Below are 18,138 nucleotides of genomic sequence, written 5' to 3' on the forward strand. Positions count from 1 at the left end.
CATGGACAGCCACATCACCGAAATTGTCAACGTCACGCGCGAAGCGGCATGGCTGCCGTGGGCGGTGCAGTATTTTTTCCTCATCGGCCTCAGTTACGGCAGCTTCATGCTGACCCTGCCGTACTTCGTCTTCGGCCGCAAGGCGTATGAACGCCTGGGACGCATCGCGCTGCTGGCGTCCCTCGTCTGCGGCATGACGGCGCCCGTGGCGCTGCTGGCCGACTTGCACGGGCCGGGCCGCTTCTACCATTTCTATATTTACTTCCAGCCGCAGTCGTGGATGTCGTGGGGCTCGTTCTTCATTCCCCTGTATCTGGGCTGCTTGATGCTGTACGCGTGGCTGGCGCTGCGCGTGGACTTCGCCACGCGGGGGCAGGGTCAGGACCGCCTGGCCTTTGCCTATCGCCTGCTGGGACGTGGCGGCGCCGCATCGCGCAAGGCCATCGTCACCGCCGCCGCCTTCACCCTGCTCGCCGCCTTTGTCGTGGGCTTGTACACGGGCATGGAAGTGATGGTGGTGCGTGCCCGTCCCCTGTGGTTTACGCCCTTCCTGCCGGCGCAATTTGCCGCCACGGCCTTTGTCGGGGCGGTGGGCCTGGCGCTGCTGTTCAACCGCTTCCTGCCGGGCCGCGACCAGGCGCTGGAAGTGTCCTTGAACCGCGCGCTGGCCCTGTCGCTGGCGCTGGTGCTGGCCCTGGGCGGCGGCTGGCTGTTCGTCAGCCTGTCCGGTGTGAGCGCCAGCCACAGCATGGCCTTTACCCAGGTGGCGGGCATGCCGCAATGGCAGTTCACGGCCGTCTGGGCCGTGCTGTCGTCCATCGTGCCGATGGCGCTGGCCATCTGGCGTCCCGCCACGAGTGGCCTGGTCAATGGCCTGATCGCGCTGCACAGCGCCTGGATGATGCGCTGGACGATCTTCATCGGCGGCCAGAACATCCCGAAAACGGGCGCGGGCCTGTACGACTACCACCTGCCGATGGGGAACGACGGCTTGATGGGGATTATCGGCACGGCGGGCCTGTGGATCGCGCTGCTGTTGCTGATGCTGGAATTTTTGCCATGGGCCAGACGCGTCGTCGCTGCACGCAGCCGTCCCGCCATGGCCACGCACTGAGGAGTCAACAATGAACGATCAAATACACAACGACGACCGCAATGACGTCCCTGAAGACGAAAAAGAAAAACGCCGCAAGCTGCTGCGCTACGGCGCCATCGGCGGCGGGCTGGCCGCGTTTGCCGCCAGCTTTTCCACCACGGCCGGCCGCATGGTCGACCACGCGCTGGGCAAGGACAAACCTGTACAGCGCTTGCACGGCAATTCGCTGGCGCCCGAGTTTTCCGTCGACACGGCCACGGGCAAACTGACGGTCAATCCCGACCAGCAGGTCAGCTACACCATGTGCATGGGCTGCACCACGTTTTGCGGCGTGCGCGTGCGCCTGGATAAAAAAAGCGGCAAGGTGCTGCGCGTGGCGGGCAATCCCTACAGCCCCCTGTCGGCCGATCCGGCGCTGCCGTACCAGACCCCGATACGCGACAGCTTCATTTCCCTGTCGCGTTTCGAGGAAAAGGGCTTGAAGGGGCGCTCCACCGCTTGCGGCCGCGGCAACGGCGTGCTGGAACAGATGGAGTCGCCGTTCCGCGTGCTGGCGCCCATGAAGCGCGTGGGACCGCGCGGCGGCGGCCAGTGGGAGCCGATCGCCTTCGACCAATTGGTGAAGGAAGTGACGGAAGGCGGCGACCTGTTCGGCGAAGGCCACGTGCAGGGCTTGCGCGCCTTGCGCGAGCTGGAAAAACCGATCGATCCGGCGCAGCCGGAACTGGGGCCGCAAGTCAACCAGGTGGGCCTGATGTGCAGCACCGACGATGGCCGCCTGGCGTTCGGCACGCGCTTCTTCAAGCAGTCGTACGGCAGTTTGAACCTGGTCAACCACGGCTCGTATTGCGGCGGCGCCTACCGCAGCGGCTCGGGCGCCATGTTCGGCGACATGAAGAAAATGCCGCACGCAAAAGTGGACCTGGAAAACACGGAGTTCTGCATCTTCGTCGGCACGGCGCCGGGCAATGCGGGCAACCCGTTCAAGCGCCAGGGCACGCTGATCGCGAAGGCCCGCTCGGGCAAGCGCGCATTCAGCTACGTCGTCGTCGACCCCGTGCTGACGAACGCGGACAGCCTGGCCGCGGGCGACCGCAGCCGCTGGGTGCCGATCAAGCCGGGCACGGATGGCGCGCTGGCCATGGCCATGATCCGCTGGATCATCGAGCAGGAACGCTATGACCGCAACTTCCTCGTGCAGCCGAACCTGAAGGTGGCGGAAGCGGCGGGCGAGGCCGCCTGGTGCAACGCCACGCATCTGATCATCAGCGAAAAGGGCCATCCGCGCGACGGCCGTTACCTGCGCGCGTCCGACATCGGCGCGGTGGAACTGGCGGAAGAGGAGCGCTACAAGGATGGCGACGCATTCTGCGTGATCGACGCGGCCACGCAAGCGATCGTGCCGCACAACGGCGCCAAGGGCGAAGCGCGCCTGTTCTTCGACGGCCCGCTGGACGTGGCTGGCGCGCCGCTGCACCTGAAGACGGCCATGACGATGCTCAACGAAGAAGCGCAGCGCCACAGCATGGAGGACTATTCCAGCGCCTGCGGCATCCCGCTTGACATCATCGAAGGCCTGGCGCGGGAACTGACCAGCCATGGCAAGCGCGCGGCCGTCAATGCGCACGGCGGCATGATGTCGGGCGCCGGCTTTTATAACGCGTATGCGCTGGTCATGCTCAATACCCTGATCGGCAACTTGAACCGCAAGGGCGGCACCCTCGTCAACGGCGGCAGCTTCAAGGATGCGGGCCCTGGCCCGCGCTACAACCTCGAGAGTTTCGACGGCGAGATCAAGGCTGCCGGCATGCCCATCGGGCGCAACGTACCGTATGAAAAAACCTCGGAATTCAAGCTGAAGAAGGAAGCGGGCAAGGCGTATCCGGCCAAGGCGCCGTGGTATCCGAACGCGCCCGCGCTGGCGACCGAGTGGCTCACCAGCGCCATGAACGGCTATCCGTACACCTTGAAGGCGCTGATCCTGTGGAGCTGCAATCCCGTGTACGGCATCACGGGGCTGCGCGCGCAGATCGGCAAGGAGCTGGCCGATCCGAAGAAGATTCCCCTGATCGTCGCCATCGACCCCTTCATCAATGAAAGCTCCGCGTTTGCCGACTACCTGCTGCCCGATACCTTGCTGTATGAAAGCTGGGGCTGGGCTGGCGCCTGGGGCGGCATGCCCGTCAAAATGAGCACGGCGCGCTGGCCCGTGGTCGAACCGCGCGTGCAAAAGACGCCGGACGGCCAGACCATCTGCATGGAATCGTTCTTCATCGCGCTGGCAAAAACGATGGCCTTGCCCGGCTTCGGCCCGGAAGCCCTGCAGGACATGGAGGGCCAGCGCTTCCCCCTGCAGCGCGCGGAAGACTGGTATCTGCGCGGCGGCGCCAACATCGCCTGGCAGGGCAAGACGGCCGTGCCGGAGGCGAGCGACGACGACATCGCGCTGTCCGGCGTGGCGCGCATCCGCCCCGAACTGGAACGCACCCTGAAGCCGGAAGAGTGGCGCAAGGTGGCCTTCATGCTGGCGCGGGGAGGGCGCTACCAGAGCTATGGCGAGATGTTCGGCCTGCGCCTGCCGCCGCCAGCGAATGCCAAGGCGCCCGCGGCGCCTGTCCCGGTGGCCGACGAGGCGCCGTATCCGCAGGACTGGTCCACGCACCGCTACCTGAAACCGATGATGCTGTACAACGAGGGGCTGGGCGTGAGCAAGAATAGCCTGAGCGGCAAGCGTTTCCCCGGCACGCCCGCGTGGAGGGTGGCGGCGTTTGCCGACGGCACGCCCGTGCGCAAAACCTACCCTGCCAGCGAATGGCCGTTCGAATTGATCAGTTTTAAATCGGCGCTGCAGAACTCGTACAGCATCGGCGCGCGGCGCTTGCGCGGCATCCATCCGGACAACCCCGTCGCCGTGCATCCCGACGATGCGGCGCGCCTGAAGCTGGAGAATGGCGACCAGATTTATCTGGAGACGCCGGGCGGCAGGGCCAGGGCCACGGTGATGCTGCGCCATGGCGTGCAGCGCGGCGTGATCGCCGTCGAACACGGTTTCGGCCACAAGGAGCACGGCGCGCGCGCCCACCGCATCGGCAAGCTGCGCCAGCCCGACGAACCGGCCATCGGCGCGGGCATCAACCTGAACGACCTGGGATTGACGGACCCGAGCCGCGGCGACAAGAACGTGTTCGTCGATCCCGTCTCGGGCACGTCGGTGCGGCAGGGGCTGCCGGCGCGCATCGTGCGGGCTTAAATTGCGCCGCCGGCCATCAGCAGCCGGGCCACCTCGGCTGCTGAATGCAGGCCCAGTTTTTCCATCGCGTTATGGCGGTGCACCTGCACCGTCTTGTCGCTGATGCCGAGTTCGCGGGCGATGACTTTCGAAGCCTTGCCTTCGGCCATCAGCAGCGCCACTTCGCGCTCGCGCGCGGTGAGCCTGGCCAGCGCCGTTTGCGCCGTAGTCGCGCTGGCGGCGCTGCGGCTTTCTTCCACGCTGCGGGCCACGGCCCGGCTGACGGCATCGAGCAGCACCTGGTCCTTGCACGGCTTTTCCAGAAAATCGCAGGCGCCCGCCTTCATCGTCTGCACGGCCATGGCCAGGTCGCCGTGGCCGCTGAGGAAAATCACGGGCAGCGATATGGCGTGTCCGGTCCTGTTATTCAACTCCTGCTGCAGTTCCAGCCCGCTCATCAGCGGCATGCGCACGTCGAGCAGCAGGCAGCCGGGCACATGGCCCTCGTAGCGCTGCAGGAAGTCGCGCGCCGATTCGAACGTCTGCACTTGCCAGCCGGCCGAATCGAACAGATAGGCCAGCGAGCGGCGCATGGCGGCGTCGTCGTCGACGACAAAGATGATCGCATCGCTTTCATTCATGGTGTTTCCTTATCTGCTTCCATATGCGTATCTTCGGGCAGGCGGAACCAGACCGTCAAGCCTGGCGCATCGGCGTTGGCATGGGCCGACAGGCTGCCGCCGAACGACTCGATGATGCTTTTGCTGAGCGACATGCCCAGTCCCAGGCCTTCGGCCTTGGTGGTAAAGAAGGGTTCGAACAGGCGCGCCATCTGCGCCGCATCGAGGCCGCAGCCGGCGTCGCGCACGGCCACCGTGCAGGCGCCGTTTTCCCGGTGCAGCAGCACGCCGATCGGATGCTGCGGATGGTCGTTTTCCACCTGCGCGTCGAGCGCATTTTTCAATAAATTGAGCAGCACCTGCTGCACCTGCTGCGGGTCGGCCAGCACGCGCGGTGCAGCGCTGACCGCCTCGTGACGCCAGCTGATGCTCGCTTGCGGATGGGCCGCGCGGAACAGCGATACCGCTTGCTCCACAGCGTCGGCCAGGGCGAAGGCCGTGCTGTGCGCGGGACGCTTTTGCGCCATCGCGCGGATGTGCCGGATGATGGCGCCCGCGCGCTCGCTTTGCGTGGCGATTTCCTGCGCGCCGTCGAGCAAGGGCGCCGCGTCCAGCCGTCCCGCCGTGATGCGGCGCGCCATGCCGCGCGCGAAATTGCCGATGGCCGCCAGCGGCTGGTTCAATTCGTGCGCGATGGCGCTGGCCATCTCGCCCAGGATGGCCAGGCGCGCCGTGTGGTCGAGCGTGGCCTGGCGCTGGCGCGCCTGTTCTTCCAGCGCGCGCTGCTGGTGCTGGGCCGCGCGCAATTGTTCCGTGCGCCGGCTGACCAGGTATTCCACGCGCACCGTGTGCACTGCCCACGCCACCAGCAAGGCCAGCACCAGCAGCATCCAGCCCCAGTAGCGGCGCAGGGCCGTCTCGAACGTCAGCTTGTTCAGGTAGGCGTAGGGGCCGATGCGCAGTTCGCGGAACAGTTCGTCGACGATCTGGTAATCGCTGGGCACCGTCCAGCTGTAGCCCTCGCCGGTGCGCGGCATGGCCAGCAGGGCCTGCGCCACTTTTTTCGCCAGCGCGGGCGGCGTCTGGCGCAGGGCCACGAAGGGCCAGTCCGGATACAGCCGCGACGAGCTGGCGCAGCGAAAACCGGGAATCGGACGCGTGGTGATGACGCGCAGTTCCTCGGCCCGTACTTCGCCGCTTGCCACCATCTGTTCCAGCAGACAGGTGCGCACGATGCCGGCATCCATGCGGCCCGCGCGCACGGCCTCGACGATCTGCTGCGAGGGAAAGCCGCTGTAGCGCAGGCTGGCAAAATCGTGCGTGGGATCGATGCCCGCTTCCTGCAGTTCGCGCGCGGCGATCTGGTAGCCGCCAAACGCGTCGGGCGCCACGGCCATCACGTTCTTGCCCGCCAGGTCGGCCAGGTCGTGCAGCGGCGACGCGCTGCGCACGACGATGGCCGAGCCGATGGCCTGGCGCGGCGAGTCCGTCCACGGCGATTCGAGCGTGGCGATGCGGCTGGCGCCGTCGCTGTGTTCGAGCGCCACGTAGTGGCCGCTGCTGGTGATGGCAAAGGCGATGGCCTGCGCCTGTACGGCGCGCGTCAATCCCGCCTGGTCATAGTCGGCCAATGTAAAACGGATGCCGGGAATGTTCGCCTGCAGGTGGCGCGTCACGTACGACCAGTCCTGCTGCACGGCGTCGCCGCCCTTGTAGGCGAGCACGCCGATGCGTACCTCCGGCAGCTCGTCAGCCGCTTGAGTGCCGTGCAAACACAGCGCCGCCAGCGCGAACAGTAATAAACGCCGCACTAGAACATGCTGCGCTGCGCCGTGCGCGCATCGCCGAACAGGTCGAGCAGCAGTTTCTTGATCGGTGCGGGCAGCGGCGCGTCGGCGATCCTCGCGCCGTCGTACCAGACGTGCGTCGCTTCCCCGGCCAGCGCCAAACGGCGCGCCAGGGTGATGCGGCAGGGGACGATGTGCAGCTTGTAGTGGGTAAACACGTGCACGATGGGCAGCAGCCGTTCCTGCGTTTCGATGGCGCCGAACGGCGCCACGGCGCGCGCCAGCGCCTCCTGGCTTATCTCGCGCGGTGCGTCAGCATCGGCCAGCACGTGGCCATCGAGTTCGGGCAGCGACAGCAGGCCGCCCCAGATGCCCGAGCCGGGGCGCTGCTCCAGCAGCACCTGGCCATCGTCGATGATGGCCAGCATGACGGCGTGTTTTTCCGGGCTGGTTTTCTTCGGCTTGCGTACAGGTAAGTCTTTGACCCGATGGGTAGCGTAGGCCACGCAGCGCGGCTGCAGCGGGCAGCGGCCGCAATCGGGGCTGCTGCGCGTGCACAGTGTGGCGCCGAAGTCCATCAGGCCCTGCGTGTAGGCTTCGATACCTGTTTCAGGCAGCAGCGCTTCGGCGCGGCGCCACATGGCTTCCTCGACCCGCTTTTCGCCGGGATAGGCGTCGATGCCGAAGGTGCGCGCAAACACGCGCTTGACGTTGCCGTCCATGATGGCCGCGCGCGTGCCGCTGGAAAACGCGGAGATGGCGGCCGCCGTCGAGCGGCCGATGCCGGGCAGCTCGGCCAGTAGCAGCGGGTCGCTGGGGAAAACGCCGTCGTATTCGGCCACCACGCGCTGCGCGCACTTGTGCAGGTTGCGCGCCCGCGTGTAGTAACCGAGGCCGCTCCACTGCGCCATCACGTCTTCGACGGGCGCGCTAGCGAGTTCGCGCAGGGTGGGAAAGCGTTCGAGGAAGCGCGCGTAGTAAGCGAGTACGGCGGTGACCTGCGTTTGCTGCAGCATGATTTCGGACAGCCAGATCAGGTAGGCGTCGCGCGTGTTTTGCCACGGCAGCGCGTGGCGGCCATGCTGCTTTTGCCAGGCAATGACGGTGGCGGAAAAAGTCGGGTCGATATAGTCTTCCAAGGGGGCCGCGCCCGTGGCGGGCGAGAGCGGATGCAGCAGACGTTTCATGCAGGATTCCAGTGTTGTATTCAGTGCGTAGGGTTCATGCGGCGCTGGCTGCGCGCAAGGCCGCCAGCAATTGCGCCAGTTGCGCCTTGTCGCGTTCGAGCGCCGCCAGGCTCGCCTCGAAGCCGGCGATTTTCTGTTCCAGGCTGCCCGTGGCGTCGTGGATGCGCTGGATCGAGGCAAAGCGCAGTTTCAGCTGTTCCTTGTACTCGACGATCTGCGCCTCAAGGGGCGCCATGATGACTTTCAGCCAGGCGCTGGCATCGTCATTGGCGTTGGTGAAACTGCGGCGCACGCGCGAGGCGATGGTGTCGAAGAATTTTTCCATCAGCACGACCCGGCTGGTGGTCAGCAGGGTCGCCGTGCCGAACTGTTTATGGTAGACGGCCTCGATGTCGGCGATCTCCTGGCGGTAGCGGGCCAGCGAAAACGGCATCGGCAAGGCCAGCGCCAGGCCATGTTCGGAAGCGAATTTGCGGTACATCACGTTCATCATCTCCGTGATCTCGGCCGTCTTGCCTTCCGAGCGGTCGAGGTTCTGGCCGATGCGCTCGAAATACTGGCGCACGGCCTCGCGCAAGCCCGTGAAAAAGCGGCTGCGCTGCATGGCGGCGCGCACGCCGTCGATATCGTCGCGCACGATGTCCATGCCCAGGCTTGTGTACAGTTCCGTCGACAGGCGGGTAAACACGGCGCGCGTGGCTTGCAGCTTGAACAGGCTGCTGTCGAATTCCTTCTTCTCGATGTCGACGCGCCGCATCATGTGGGCGATCACGCTCTGGTTCTTGCCGCGCAGGCTGTGCAGCTCGTGCAGCTGTTCGGCGATGCCGCGCGCGCGGGCCGCCGCCTGCACCTGCTGCGCCGCTTCGATGGCGTCCAGGTCGAACGCCAGCTGGCGCCGGATGATGTCCTTGCGCGCGGGGATCAGCTCCTCGAACAGGGCCGTCTCCAGCGCCTGCAGGCGGCTTTTTTCCAGCAGCGCCGCATCGTGGTTGATCTTGCCCACCAGGGCCTTCTGCGCCGAGACGGGAAACACCTGGCCCGCGTCCAGCGTCAGCAAGTGGGCCACGCTGGCCTGCTGGCGTTCGATCGCCTGCGCGATCTCGGCATCGCCGCGCAATTCGTCCCACATGCTGTCGATCTTGTTGAGCACCACCAGGCGTCCCGCGCCGGCGCCGATATGGTTGCGCCACACCTCGATGTCGCTGCGCGTGACGCCCGTGTCGGCCGCCAGGATGAACAGCACCGCGTGCGCATTCGGGATCAGGTTCAATGTCAGTTCCGGCTCCGTGCCGATGGCGTTCAAGCCCGGCGTGTCGAGGATGACCAGACCCTGTTTCAGCAGCGGATGGGGGAAGTTGATGATGGCGTGGCGCCACATCGAGATTTCCACCTGGCCGTGCTCGTCGAGCATGGCCGGCGCGTCCGCATCGCCGGCGTCATACAGGCCGTAGCGCGCCGCCTCTTCCACGCCGACTTTTTTCGTCAGGCTGACCTGGCGGATGGCTTCCTGCATGTCGCCGCCCGCCTCGATATTCAGGGGCAGGACGGTCCAGGCGGCGGGGAGTTCGCGGTAGTCGCTGGTCGACAGGTTCTGCGCGCGCGTCTCGATGGGCAGCAGGCGGATCGATGGCGGCCAGGCCGCGTCGTACAGCAGTTCGGTGGGGCACATGGTGGTGCGGCCCGCGCCCGAGGGCAGGATGCGCTGGCCGTAGCCGGCAAAGAAGATGGCGTTGATCAGCTCGGATTTGCCGCGCGAGAATTCCGCCACGAAGGCGACGGATAGACGGTCATCGAGCAGACGGGAGCCACAGCGCGCCAGGCGCAGCGCGGAGGCGCCGTCGACCAGGCCCGCCGCGCCGGCGGCTTGCCGGTATGCCTGCAAGGCGGCCTGCACGTCCTGGCGCCATGCGCTGTATTGTTCCAGGTCTCTGACCATCTGGCTCCCTCTGTGAGTGTGCTTACTTTTGACAATGCACGCAGTAGAACGTGGAACGCTGTCCCTGCACGATTTGCCGGATAGGCGCGCCGCAGACGCGGCAGGGCTTGCCCGCGCGGTTGTACGTGAAATACGTCTGCTGGAAGTAGCCGGACTGGCCGTTCACTCCGATGAAGTCGCGCAGGGTGCTGCCGCCTTGCACGATGGCTTCGGCCAGCACGTCGCGGATCGCCTGCGCCAGTTTTTCATAGCGGGCCAGACCGATGCGCCGGGCCGGCGTCTTCGGGTTGATCCCCGCGCGGAACAGGCTTTCGGAACAATAGATATTGCCCACGCCGACGACGATGTCGCCCGCCATCAGCACCTGCTTGATATTGGTGCCCTTGTTGCGCGTTTTCTCGAACAGCAACTGGCCCGTGAAGCCGCCTTCGAGCGGCTCCGTGCCCAGGCCGCGCAGCAGCGCGTGGCCGTCCAGCGGGCCGTCGGCCTCGTCGTGCCACAGCACGGCGCCGAAGCGGCGCGGGTCCGTCATGCGCAGCACCTGGCTGCCGCCGTCCTCATCCTCCACGACGAGGTCGAAATGGTCGTGCTTTTGCGCTTCCGTCCCCGTCGGCAGCACGCGCAAATGGCCGGACATGCCCAGGTGGATGATCAGGGTGCCGTGGCGGAAGTGGATCAGCAGGTATTTGCCGCGCCGCCCCGTCAGGCCGATGGTTTGCCCCGACAATTGTTCGCCCAGGGCAGGGGGGAAGGGCCAGCGCAGGCCGTCGCGGCGCAGCACGACGGAGCGCACGGCGCGCCCTTCGAGGTGGGGCGCGACACCGCGCCGTGTGACTTCGACTTCTGGCAATTCTGGCATAGGGCTCGAATGGTTGAAAACCGGGTAAAAAACAGGCGGCTTGCGGGCCGAGGGCTGGCTTTGGCAGGCCACGCCGCCGCGACGTATATATTTCGTTACATACGTGAAGTACGCGATAGCCGCGTTGGGCGTAGAATCAAACTTTGCCGTTTAGCCAGGATCAGCCTTTGAAAAACGCTTTCGCCATTGTAACCTTGTCCGCCCTGATGGCCACGCATGCCATGGCACAGACGCCTGCCGTCCCCGCCGATGCCGCGGCCAGCCCCCCTGCGTCCGCGCCCGCGCCGCAGGAAGAGGGCGCGGACGCCAAGGCGGACGGTTTGCCCAAGGTCGAGTTGAGCAGCGATTTGCTGTACAAGCTGACCAAGGCCGAAATGGAATTCAAGAGCGGCCAGTGGCAGGGGCCGTACGTGACGATGATGGTGGCGGCGCAGCAGACGCGCGATCCGCGCCTGGCGCGCCGCGCTTCCGAAATGGCGCTGGCCGCCAAGCAGGGCAGCGAGGCGCTGGCGGCCATCCGGCTGTGGCGCGAGCTGGCGCCCGACTCGGACGAGGCGACGCAGTTCTTCCTCGGCTTTGTCGTATTGACGGACAAGATCGAGGAAGCGGAACCGATCTTCGCCGAACGCCTGGCCAATGCGCCGCAAGGCGCACGGGGCGTGGCCCTGTTCCAGATGCAGCAGATTTTGTCGCGCTCGAATGACAAGCTGTACGCCTATTCGATGGTGACGCGCCTGGTGCAGCCCTACCTGGACATGTTCGAAGCGCACCTGGTGCTGGCGCAGGGCGCCCTGTCGATCGGCGAGCGTGAGCGCGCCATCGGCGAAGCGAACAAGGCGCTGGCCATCAAGCCGAACTCCGAGCTGGCCGTGCTGACCCTGGCGCAGGTGACGGGCGAACCGGAGGCGGCGGGCAAGGTGCTGGCCGCGTTCCTGCAAAAGAACCCGGACGCCGTCGAAGTGCGCGGCGCATACGCGCGCCTGCTGGTTGAACAGAAGCAGCTGGAACCGGCGCGCGAGCAGTTCCTGCTGCTGCTGAAAAGCGCGCCCGATAACGTGGGCGCCCTGTATGCGCTTGGCATCGTGGCGCTGCAGCTGGAAGACACCAAGGGTGCGGAGCAGTACTTCAAGCGCTTCCTGGGCGTGCTCGAAAAATCCCCCGGCGACACGCGCGATCCGTTCAAGGCCCTGATGATCCTGTCGCAGATCGCCGAGACGCGCGGCGACACGGCGGGCGCCATCGCCTGGCTGGACAAGGTCGACAACAGTGCGTCGGCCGGCTATGTCGAGGCGCGCTTGCGCCGCGCCCAGCTGATCGCCCGCGGCGGCAATCTCGATGCGGCGCGCAAGGCGCTGACGGAAATCGAAACGGACGATCCTGCAAGCCAGGCGCAGGTGCTGCTGGTCGACGCGCAATTCCTGCGCGACGCCGGCTATGTGCAAAGCGCCTACACGGTGCTGGAAAACGCCTTGCTGCGCTTCCCCGACAATCCGGAACTGCTGTACGACTACGCCTTGCTGGCCGAGCGCCTGGACAAATTCGAGCTGATGGAAGCGAGCCTGCGCCGCGTGATGGCGCTGGCGCCCGACAACCAGCATGCGTACAACGCGCTCGGTTATTCTCTGGCCGAACGGGGCCTGCGCCTCGAGGAAGCCCATGCGCTGATCGACAAAGCCCTGCAGATGGCGCCGGGCGACCCGTTCATCATGGACAGCATGGGCTGGGTGCAATTCCGCATGGGCAACCTGGCCGCCGCGGAAAACGCGCTGCGCCGCGCCTATGCCGTGCGCAGCGATCCGGAAATCGCCGTCCACCTGGGCGAAGTGCTGTGGCAGAAGGGCGACAAGGCCGAAGCGCAAAAGCTGTGGCGCGAGGCGCAAGGCAAGGACCCGAAAAACGATGCGCTGAAAAGCACCTTGGCGCGCCTGAATGTCAGTCTGTGATTGAATCGATTAACTCAACTATAAAAAACCAGCGCCATGGCGCTGGTTTTTCCTTGTGCCCATGTTAAAAAAACTGCTTCCCCTCGCTCTCGTCTGCCTGTCCCTCTCGGCCTGCTCGACCCTGAGTTCCCCATTCTCGTCCGGCGCCGCGCCATCCGCCAACACCGTCGCGCCCTACCGCGAACAGGTGGAGCTGACGGGCCGCCTGAACGTCGTGTACCAGAAGGATGACAAGCCCGAATCGGCCACCGTCAATTTCAACTGGCAGCAGACGGCGCAGCGCACGGACGTGACCCTGTATTCTCCCGTCGGCAGCACGCTGGCGACGATCGCCGTCACGCCGCAAGAGGCCGTGTTGACGCAAAGCGGCAAGGCGCCGCGCAGCGCGCCCGACGTCGACACCCTGAGCGCGCAGCTGCTGGGCTGGTCCCTGCCCGTGTCGGGCTTGCGCGACTGGCTGCAAGGCTATGCCGTGGGCGCCGACGGCAAGCGTTTCATCGCTTCGCCGGCCAACGACAGCGTGACGACCAAAGATGGCTGGCGCTTGCGCTATGTGTCGTGGCAAGAAATAGGGCAAAATGCGGCCGGCAACACACCGGGCGCCTTGCCCCAACCGCGGCGTATCGATGCCGAACGCAATGCCAGCGCGCAGGCCGATGCCGTCTCGCTGCGCATCGTCCTCGATCCCGCCCCATCGGCTCAAGCACAATGACGTTGACGACCCTGAATAACTGCCCGGCTCCCGCCAAGCTGAACCTTTTTTTGCACGTCAACGGCCGCCGCGCCGACGGCTACCATCTGCTGCAGACGGTGTTCCAGTTGCTCGACCATGGCGACACCCTGCACTTCGCGCTGCGCGACGACACGGCGATTGTCCGCGTGACGGAGCTGGCCGGCGTGCCGCAGGAGCAGGACCTGATCATCCGCGCCGCGACATTGCTGCAGGCGGAAGTATTGCGCCGCACGGGCGCCTTGCCGCGCGGCGTCGATATCGCCATCGACAAGGTGCTGCCCATGGGCGGCGGCCTCGGCGGCGGCTCGTCCGACGCGGCCACGGCGCTGATGGCGCTGAACCGCCTGTGGCAGGCCGGTTTGACGCGCGAGGAATTGATGGCGCTCGGCTTGCCGCTGGGCGCCGATATCCCGTTTTTCATCTTTGGCGAAAACGCCTTTGCCGAAGGCGTGGGCGAAGCCTTGCAGCCCGTCGCCACGCCCGCATGCTGGTATGTGGTGATCGAGCCGGGCGTGCAAGTGCCGACCGCCGCAATTTTTTGCGCGGAAGGCTTGACGAGAAATACCGAACCCGTCACAATAGCGGACTTTTCCAGGTACCTCGCAGAAGGAAACGATGCGGGCGGGTTCGGAAAGAATGATTTACAGCAAGTGGCATGCAGTCTTTTCAAGCCGGTAGCAGATGCGGTAGAATGGCTGGGTGCTTACGGTGAAGCCAGGATGACTGGTTCCGGTGCTTGTGTGTTTAGTGCGTTTGGCAGTCAGGAAGAAGCGGATGCGGTGCTCAGCAATGTGCCACCAGTCTGGAACGCCTGGAAGGCAAAAGCGCTGAATCGCCACCCGATGCTCACCATGTTGTAGAGAGCAAAAAAAGATTTTGCTTAGCGTCAAATAGTCGGTATAATACTGGCCAACATGACGGCAAGCAGTCAGTAACGTAGGGGAATCGCCAAGCTGGTTAAGGCACTGGATTTTGATTCCAGCATGCGAAGGTTCGAATCCTTCTTCCCCTGCCACCATTTCACCGTAGTCTGTCGATGCGAAGTTGGCGTCCAGTACGGGAAAAAGCAGATGTGCCGCCACGCGGCATATTCTAAACAATGACTGACCGGGCCTATGCCCGGTTAGTGCTTTTCAAGACTTCTATATCACCTCTTGGGACTCCCATGGCTTACGAAAACCTGATGGTTTTTACCGGCAACGCGAATCCAGCGTTGGCAGAGGGGGTCGCAAAAAACCTCGGCATCCCTCTCGGTAAAGCAAACGTTTCGAAATTCTCCGACGGCGAAGTAATGGTCGAGATTAACGAAAACGTACGCGGCAAGGATGTTTTTGTTTTGCAATCCACCTGTGCTCCAACCAACGACAGCCTGATGGAAATCATGCTGATGGTTGATGCCTTGAAACGTGCTTCCGCTGGCCGCATCACCGCCGCGATTCCTTACTTCGGCTACGCCCGCCAAGACCGTCGTCCACGCTCCGCGCGTGTGGCGATTTCGGCCAAGGTGGTGGCGAACATGCTGGAAGAAGCCGGTGTCGAGCGCGTCCTGATCATGGACTTGCACGCTGACCAGATTCAAGGTTTCTTCGATATCCCAGTCGACAATATCTACGCTTCGCCAATTTTGCTGGGCGACCTGCAAAAGAAAAACTACCAGGATCTGCTGGTGGTGTCGCCGGACGTCGGCGGTGTGGTACGTGCGCGCGCCCTGGCAAAACGCCTGGGCTGCGACCTGGCCATCATCGACAAGCGTCGTCCAAAAGCGAACGTGTCCGAAGTGATGAACATCATCGGTGAAGTCGAAGGCCGCAACTGCGTGATCATGGATGACATGGTCGACACGGCAGGCACCCTGACCAAGGCCGCCGAAGTGCTCAAGGAACGCGGCGCGAAAAAAGTCGTGGCGTATTGCACGCACGCGGTGCTGTCGGGCCCGGCGATCGACCGTATTTCGGCCTCGCCGCTCGATGAGCTGGTCGTGACCGACACGATCCCCCTGTCCGAAGCGGCCCTGGCCTGCGGCAAGATCCGTCAATTGACGTGCGCGCCGCTGCTGGCCGAGACGTTCAAGCGCATCATCAAGGGTGACTCGGTCATCTCGCTGTTCATCGATTAATTCGGCAAGAGCAGCAACAGACGTAATGCCTGCGGCGCGACCGGCTTTTGCCTGTTGCGCCGCAGTGTTTTAGTTTTCGGGGTGTTTTGCACCCATTTTCGAGGGTTCCTGGTCGCGGGAGTCCTCATAACACAAGGCGCAAGCCTTGTTCTTCTTGGAGTTTCACATGAAAGTTATCGCATTTAAACGCGAATTGCAAGGTTCCGGAGCGAGCCGCCGCCTGCGCATTTCCGGCCAAACCCCTGGTATCGTCTACGGCGGCGCTGAAGCCCCTGTGCTGATCTCGCTGGATCACAACGCCCTGTACCACGCGTTGAAAAAAGAAGTGTTCCACTCGTCGATCCTGGATCTGGAAATCGACGGCGTTTCCCAGCAAGTTCTGCTGCGCGACTTCCAAGTCCACGCATACAAACAACTGGTTCTGCACGCTGACTTCCAGCGCGTTGACGCTAAGCAAGCTATCCACGTGAAAGTGGCGCTGCACTTCATCAACGCTGACGTTTCCCCGGCAGTCAAACTGCACGGCGCGACCATCAGCCACGTAGCCAACGAAATCGAAGTTTCGTGCCTGCCAGGCCAACTGCCAGAATTCATCAACGTTGACCTGTCGAACATCGACGTCGGCCACTCGCTGCACGTTGGCGACCTGGTCCTGCCAGCTGGCGTGACCGCTGTCACCCACGGCGCCAACCTGACCATCGCTACCGCTTCGGTACCGGCTGGCCACGTTGCTGCTGAAGCCGCTGCTGCTGAAGTTGTTGCTGACAAGAAGTAATTCTGCCGCCGCAGCAATGCGGTAGTCGCAAGGAAAAACCCGCCAGGTTCGCCGCGCGGGTTTTTTTCCGCCTGTTTTCACCGATAATGCTTTCTTTTACATTGCAGACACAGCCATGCCCATACGCCTGATCGTCGGCCTCGGCAACCCGGGACCCGAATACGAACAAACCCGCCACAATGCCGGCTTCTGGCTGGTGGACAACCTTGCCAACAGCTTGCCCGGCACGCGTTTGCAGCGCGATTCGCGCTATAACGCCATGCTGGCGAAAACGTCCATCGGCGGCAACGAAGTCTGGCTGCTCGAACCGCTGACCTTCATGAACCGCTCGGGCCAGTCCGTGGGCGCGCTGGCGCGCTTTTTCAAGATCGCCGCCGATGAAGTGCTCGTCGTGCACGACGAACTCGACTTGATGCCCGGCATCGCGCGCCTGAAAAAGGGCGGCTCGGCCGGCGGCCACAATGGCTTGAAAGACATCACGGCCGCGCTGGGCACGCAGGATTACTGGCGCTTGCGCCTGGGCATCGGCCACCCGCGCACCCTGAGCCTGCAGCAGCAGGTGGCCGATTTCGTGCTGCACCGCCCGCGCCGCGAAGACCAGGAACTGATCGAGCAGGCGATCGACAAATCCTTGCAGGTCATGCCGCTGATCGTCGACGGCAAGTTCGAGGCGGCGACGATGAAGCTGCACACCGCGTAATTATTTCCCCGCCTTGCCGAAGCCGGCCATGATGGTTTTCGCCATCTGCTGCTGGCTGGCCTGGGCGCTGCTGCCGTCGCCCGCGTTGGCGGCGATCAGCAGGCCGTCGCCGCTGCCGGGCGCCAGCGCGATCAGTGCGTGCCAGTAGCCGTTCGAGCCAAGGTGAGTGAGCACTCGCTGCGGCGCTTGCGGTGGAAAGTGCATCACGCCCCAGCCCAAGGCCGCATGCGTGTCGCCCTGCGCCGTGTGCAGCAAGACATACGTTTCCTGTTTCAGCAGCCTGCCCTTGCCCTGCTCGCCATGCAGTTGATCGAGCGCAAACTTGGCCCAGTCTTGCATGCTCAGGTGAATTTCTCCATCGGGCGCCATCATCAGCGGATTGCTGGCCATCAAGCCGGCGATCGGCTTGCCTTTCTTGTGGCCCAGGTTCTGTCCGCGCACGGTGGGGCCGAAGGCGGCCCGCATGCCCAGCGGGCCGAACACTTCCGCCTGCATCAACTCCTCGTACGTCTTGCCCGTGACACGCTCCGCGATGGCGGCGGCGATCATGGCGCCGCTGTTCGAGTAATGCGATTCGCCGCGCGGCGCGGCCACGGGCGCGTCCGCCAGCGCGCGCTGCGCGTACTCCAGCCGCAGCAGCGGCAAGGGGCGCGCGTCCGTGTAGGTGGCATTGATCCATGTCTCGTCCGGATTGGGCGGCAGGCCGGCGCGGTGCGACAGCAGATCCATCAGGTTGACGTCGCGGTACTCGGCGCGCATGCCGGCACTCAGCGCGGGCAGCATGCTTGACAGCGGCGCGTCCCACGACAGCAGGCCCCGTTCCACCAGCCGCGCGATCAGGGTCACCGTCATGGCCTTGCCGTCGGAGCCGATATTCCACACGTCGTCGGCACGCACGGCGTCGTGGCCGTCATTGGCCCGTACGCCCGCCTGCGCCTGCGCCTCGATCTTGCCGTCGCGGATCACGAGTATGGCCATGGCCGGCACGCTCTTGTCGGCCAGCGCCTGTTGCAGCATGGCGTTCAAGTCATGGGCGCGGGCGGCGCCGCTGAGCAAAAAGGCGGTGCTGCAAACGAGTGCGGCAAGCAGGGTTTTCATGGTGTCTCCAGTCGATAGGGTAGGGTGAACATGTTAAAATGGTCGCAAAACATGATTTA

Annotated in this window: 14 protein-coding genes and 1 tRNA gene; 9 read left to right on the forward strand and 6 right to left on the reverse strand. The window is 64.5% G+C overall.

The features are described from left to right. The first annotated feature begins 1 nt into the window (after position 1). Positions 2–1,114: an NrfD/PsrC family molybdoenzyme membrane anchor subunit gene (gene nrfD, locus AC07VH_RS19655; RefSeq protein WP_494787447.1), complete on the forward strand. Its 1,113-nt coding sequence runs from the start codon at positions 2–4 to the stop codon at positions 1,112–1,114. A gap of 10 nt (positions 1,115–1,124) precedes the next feature. Next, on the forward strand, positions 1,125–4,346 hold the full coding sequence (locus AC07VH_RS19660; RefSeq protein WP_494787446.1) for a molybdopterin dinucleotide binding domain-containing protein: 3,222 nt from the start codon (positions 1,125–1,127) through the stop codon (positions 4,344–4,346). Here AC07VH_RS19660 and AC07VH_RS19665 read toward each other — a convergent pair. The 5 genes from AC07VH_RS19665 to mutM are packed head-to-tail and all read right to left on the reverse strand — an operon-like array spanning position 4,343 to position 10,714. Further along, positions 4,343–4,966 (reverse strand): response regulator transcription factor, encoded by a 624-nt coding sequence (locus AC07VH_RS19665; protein ID WP_494787445.1) that lies wholly within the window; start codon positions 4,964–4,966, stop codon positions 4,343–4,345. The genes AC07VH_RS19660 and AC07VH_RS19665 overlap by 4 nt on opposite strands. Then, positions 4,963–6,756: a sensor histidine kinase gene (locus AC07VH_RS19670; RefSeq protein ID WP_494787444.1), complete on the reverse strand. Its 1,794-nt coding sequence runs from the start codon at positions 6,754–6,756 to the stop codon at positions 4,963–4,965. Before AC07VH_RS19670 ends, AC07VH_RS19665 begins: the two co-directional genes overlap by 4 nt. Then, positions 6,756–7,919, reverse strand: coding sequence for an A/G-specific adenine glycosylase (mutY, locus tag AC07VH_RS19675; protein ID WP_494787443.1), 1,164 nt, complete (start codon positions 7,917–7,919; stop codon positions 6,756–6,758). Before mutY ends, AC07VH_RS19670 begins: the two co-directional genes overlap by 1 nt. A gap of 34 nt (positions 7,920–7,953) precedes the next feature. Then, positions 7,954–9,855: a dynamin family protein gene (locus AC07VH_RS19680; protein WP_494787442.1), complete on the reverse strand. Its 1,902-nt coding sequence runs from the start codon at positions 9,853–9,855 to the stop codon at positions 7,954–7,956. A 22-nt stretch (positions 9,856–9,877) separates the two neighbouring features. Then, positions 9,878–10,714, reverse strand: a complete 837-nt coding sequence (gene mutM, locus AC07VH_RS19685) for a bifunctional DNA-formamidopyrimidine glycosylase/DNA-(apurinic or apyrimidinic site) lyase (protein ID WP_475413764.1) — start codon at positions 10,712–10,714, stop codon at positions 9,878–9,880. Between the two features lie 167 nt (positions 10,715–10,881). Between mutM and AC07VH_RS19690 the strand changes: the two genes are divergently transcribed. The 7 genes from AC07VH_RS19690 (at position 10,882) to pth (ending at position 16,981) form a co-directional block, all read left to right on the forward strand. Continuing rightward, a complete protein-coding gene (locus AC07VH_RS19690; protein ID WP_494787441.1) occupies positions 10,882–12,657 on the forward strand; it encodes a tetratricopeptide repeat protein in 1,776 nt (591 codons plus the stop codon). Between the two features lie 61 nt (positions 12,658–12,718). Continuing rightward, complete coding sequence (locus tag AC07VH_RS19695) at positions 12,719–13,369, forward strand: outer membrane lipoprotein LolB (protein WP_489629122.1); 651 nt, start codon at positions 12,719–12,721, stop codon at positions 13,367–13,369. Further along, on the forward strand, positions 13,366–14,250 hold the full coding sequence (ispE, locus tag AC07VH_RS19700) for a 4-(cytidine 5'-diphospho)-2-C-methyl-D-erythritol kinase (RefSeq protein WP_494787440.1): 885 nt from the start codon (positions 13,366–13,368) through the stop codon (positions 14,248–14,250). The genes AC07VH_RS19695 and ispE overlap by 4 nt, the downstream gene beginning before the upstream one ends. Positions 14,251–14,328: 78 nt before the next feature. Beyond that, positions 14,329–14,405: transfer RNA gene (locus AC07VH_RS19705), tRNA-Gln, on the forward strand. Positions 14,406–14,555: 150 nt separating this feature from the next. Further along, positions 14,556–15,506 (forward strand): ribose-phosphate pyrophosphokinase, encoded by a 951-nt coding sequence (locus AC07VH_RS19710; protein ID WP_034753270.1) that lies wholly within the window; start codon positions 14,556–14,558, stop codon positions 15,504–15,506. 166 nt (positions 15,507–15,672) lie between these two features. Further along, positions 15,673–16,281 (forward strand): 50S ribosomal protein L25/general stress protein Ctc, encoded by a 609-nt coding sequence (locus AC07VH_RS19715; RefSeq protein ID WP_034753273.1) that lies wholly within the window; start codon positions 15,673–15,675, stop codon positions 16,279–16,281. A gap of 115 nt (positions 16,282–16,396) precedes the next feature. After that, the gene (gene pth / locus AC07VH_RS19720; RefSeq protein WP_475413768.1) at positions 16,397–16,981 is read left to right on the forward strand and encodes an aminoacyl-tRNA hydrolase; all 585 of its coding nucleotides are present in this window, start codon (positions 16,397–16,399) and stop codon (positions 16,979–16,981) included. Here pth and AC07VH_RS19725 read toward each other — a convergent pair whose 3' ends face one another. After that, complete coding sequence (locus AC07VH_RS19725) at positions 16,982–18,079, reverse strand: serine hydrolase domain-containing protein (protein WP_494787439.1); 1,098 nt, start codon at positions 18,077–18,079, stop codon at positions 16,982–16,984. Positions 18,080–18,138 lie beyond the last annotated feature (59 nt).

This window comes from Janthinobacterium sp. GW821-FHT03C10, assembly GCF_059420865.1.

Bases quoted from the DNA above. Each gene is read 5' to 3' on its own strand.
- mutY (WP_494787443.1), bottom strand. From the start codon at position 7,919: ATGAAACGTCTGCTGCATCCGCTCTCGCCCGCCACGGGCGCGGCCCCC.
- pth (WP_475413768.1), top strand. From the start codon at position 16,397: ATGCCCATACGCCTGATCGTCGGCCTCGGCAACCCGGGACCCGAATAC.
- AC07VH_RS19660 (WP_494787446.1), top strand. From the start codon at position 1,125: ATGAACGATCAAATACACAACGACGACCGCAATGACGTCCCTGAAGAC.
- nrfD (WP_494787447.1), top strand. From the start codon at position 2: ATGGACAGCCACATCACCGAAATTGTCAACGTCACGCGCGAAGCGGCA.
- AC07VH_RS19680 (WP_494787442.1), bottom strand. From the start codon at position 9,855: ATGGTCAGAGACCTGGAACAATACAGCGCATGGCGCCAGGACGTGCAG.
- AC07VH_RS19710 (WP_034753270.1), top strand. From the start codon at position 14,556: ATGGCTTACGAAAACCTGATGGTTTTTACCGGCAACGCGAATCCAGCG.
- AC07VH_RS19695 (WP_489629122.1), top strand. From the start codon at position 12,719: ATGTTAAAAAAACTGCTTCCCCTCGCTCTCGTCTGCCTGTCCCTCTCG.
- ispE (WP_494787440.1), top strand. From the start codon at position 13,366: ATGACGTTGACGACCCTGAATAACTGCCCGGCTCCCGCCAAGCTGAAC.
- AC07VH_RS19715 (WP_034753273.1), top strand. From the start codon at position 15,673: ATGAAAGTTATCGCATTTAAACGCGAATTGCAAGGTTCCGGAGCGAGC.
- AC07VH_RS19665 (WP_494787445.1), bottom strand. From the start codon at position 4,966: ATGAATGAAAGCGATGCGATCATCTTTGTCGTCGACGACGACGCCGCC.
- AC07VH_RS19725 (WP_494787439.1), bottom strand. From the start codon at position 18,079: ATGAAAACCCTGCTTGCCGCACTCGTTTGCAGCACCGCCTTTTTGCTC.
- mutM (WP_475413764.1), bottom strand. From the start codon at position 10,714: ATGCCAGAATTGCCAGAAGTCGAAGTCACACGGCGCGGTGTCGCGCCC.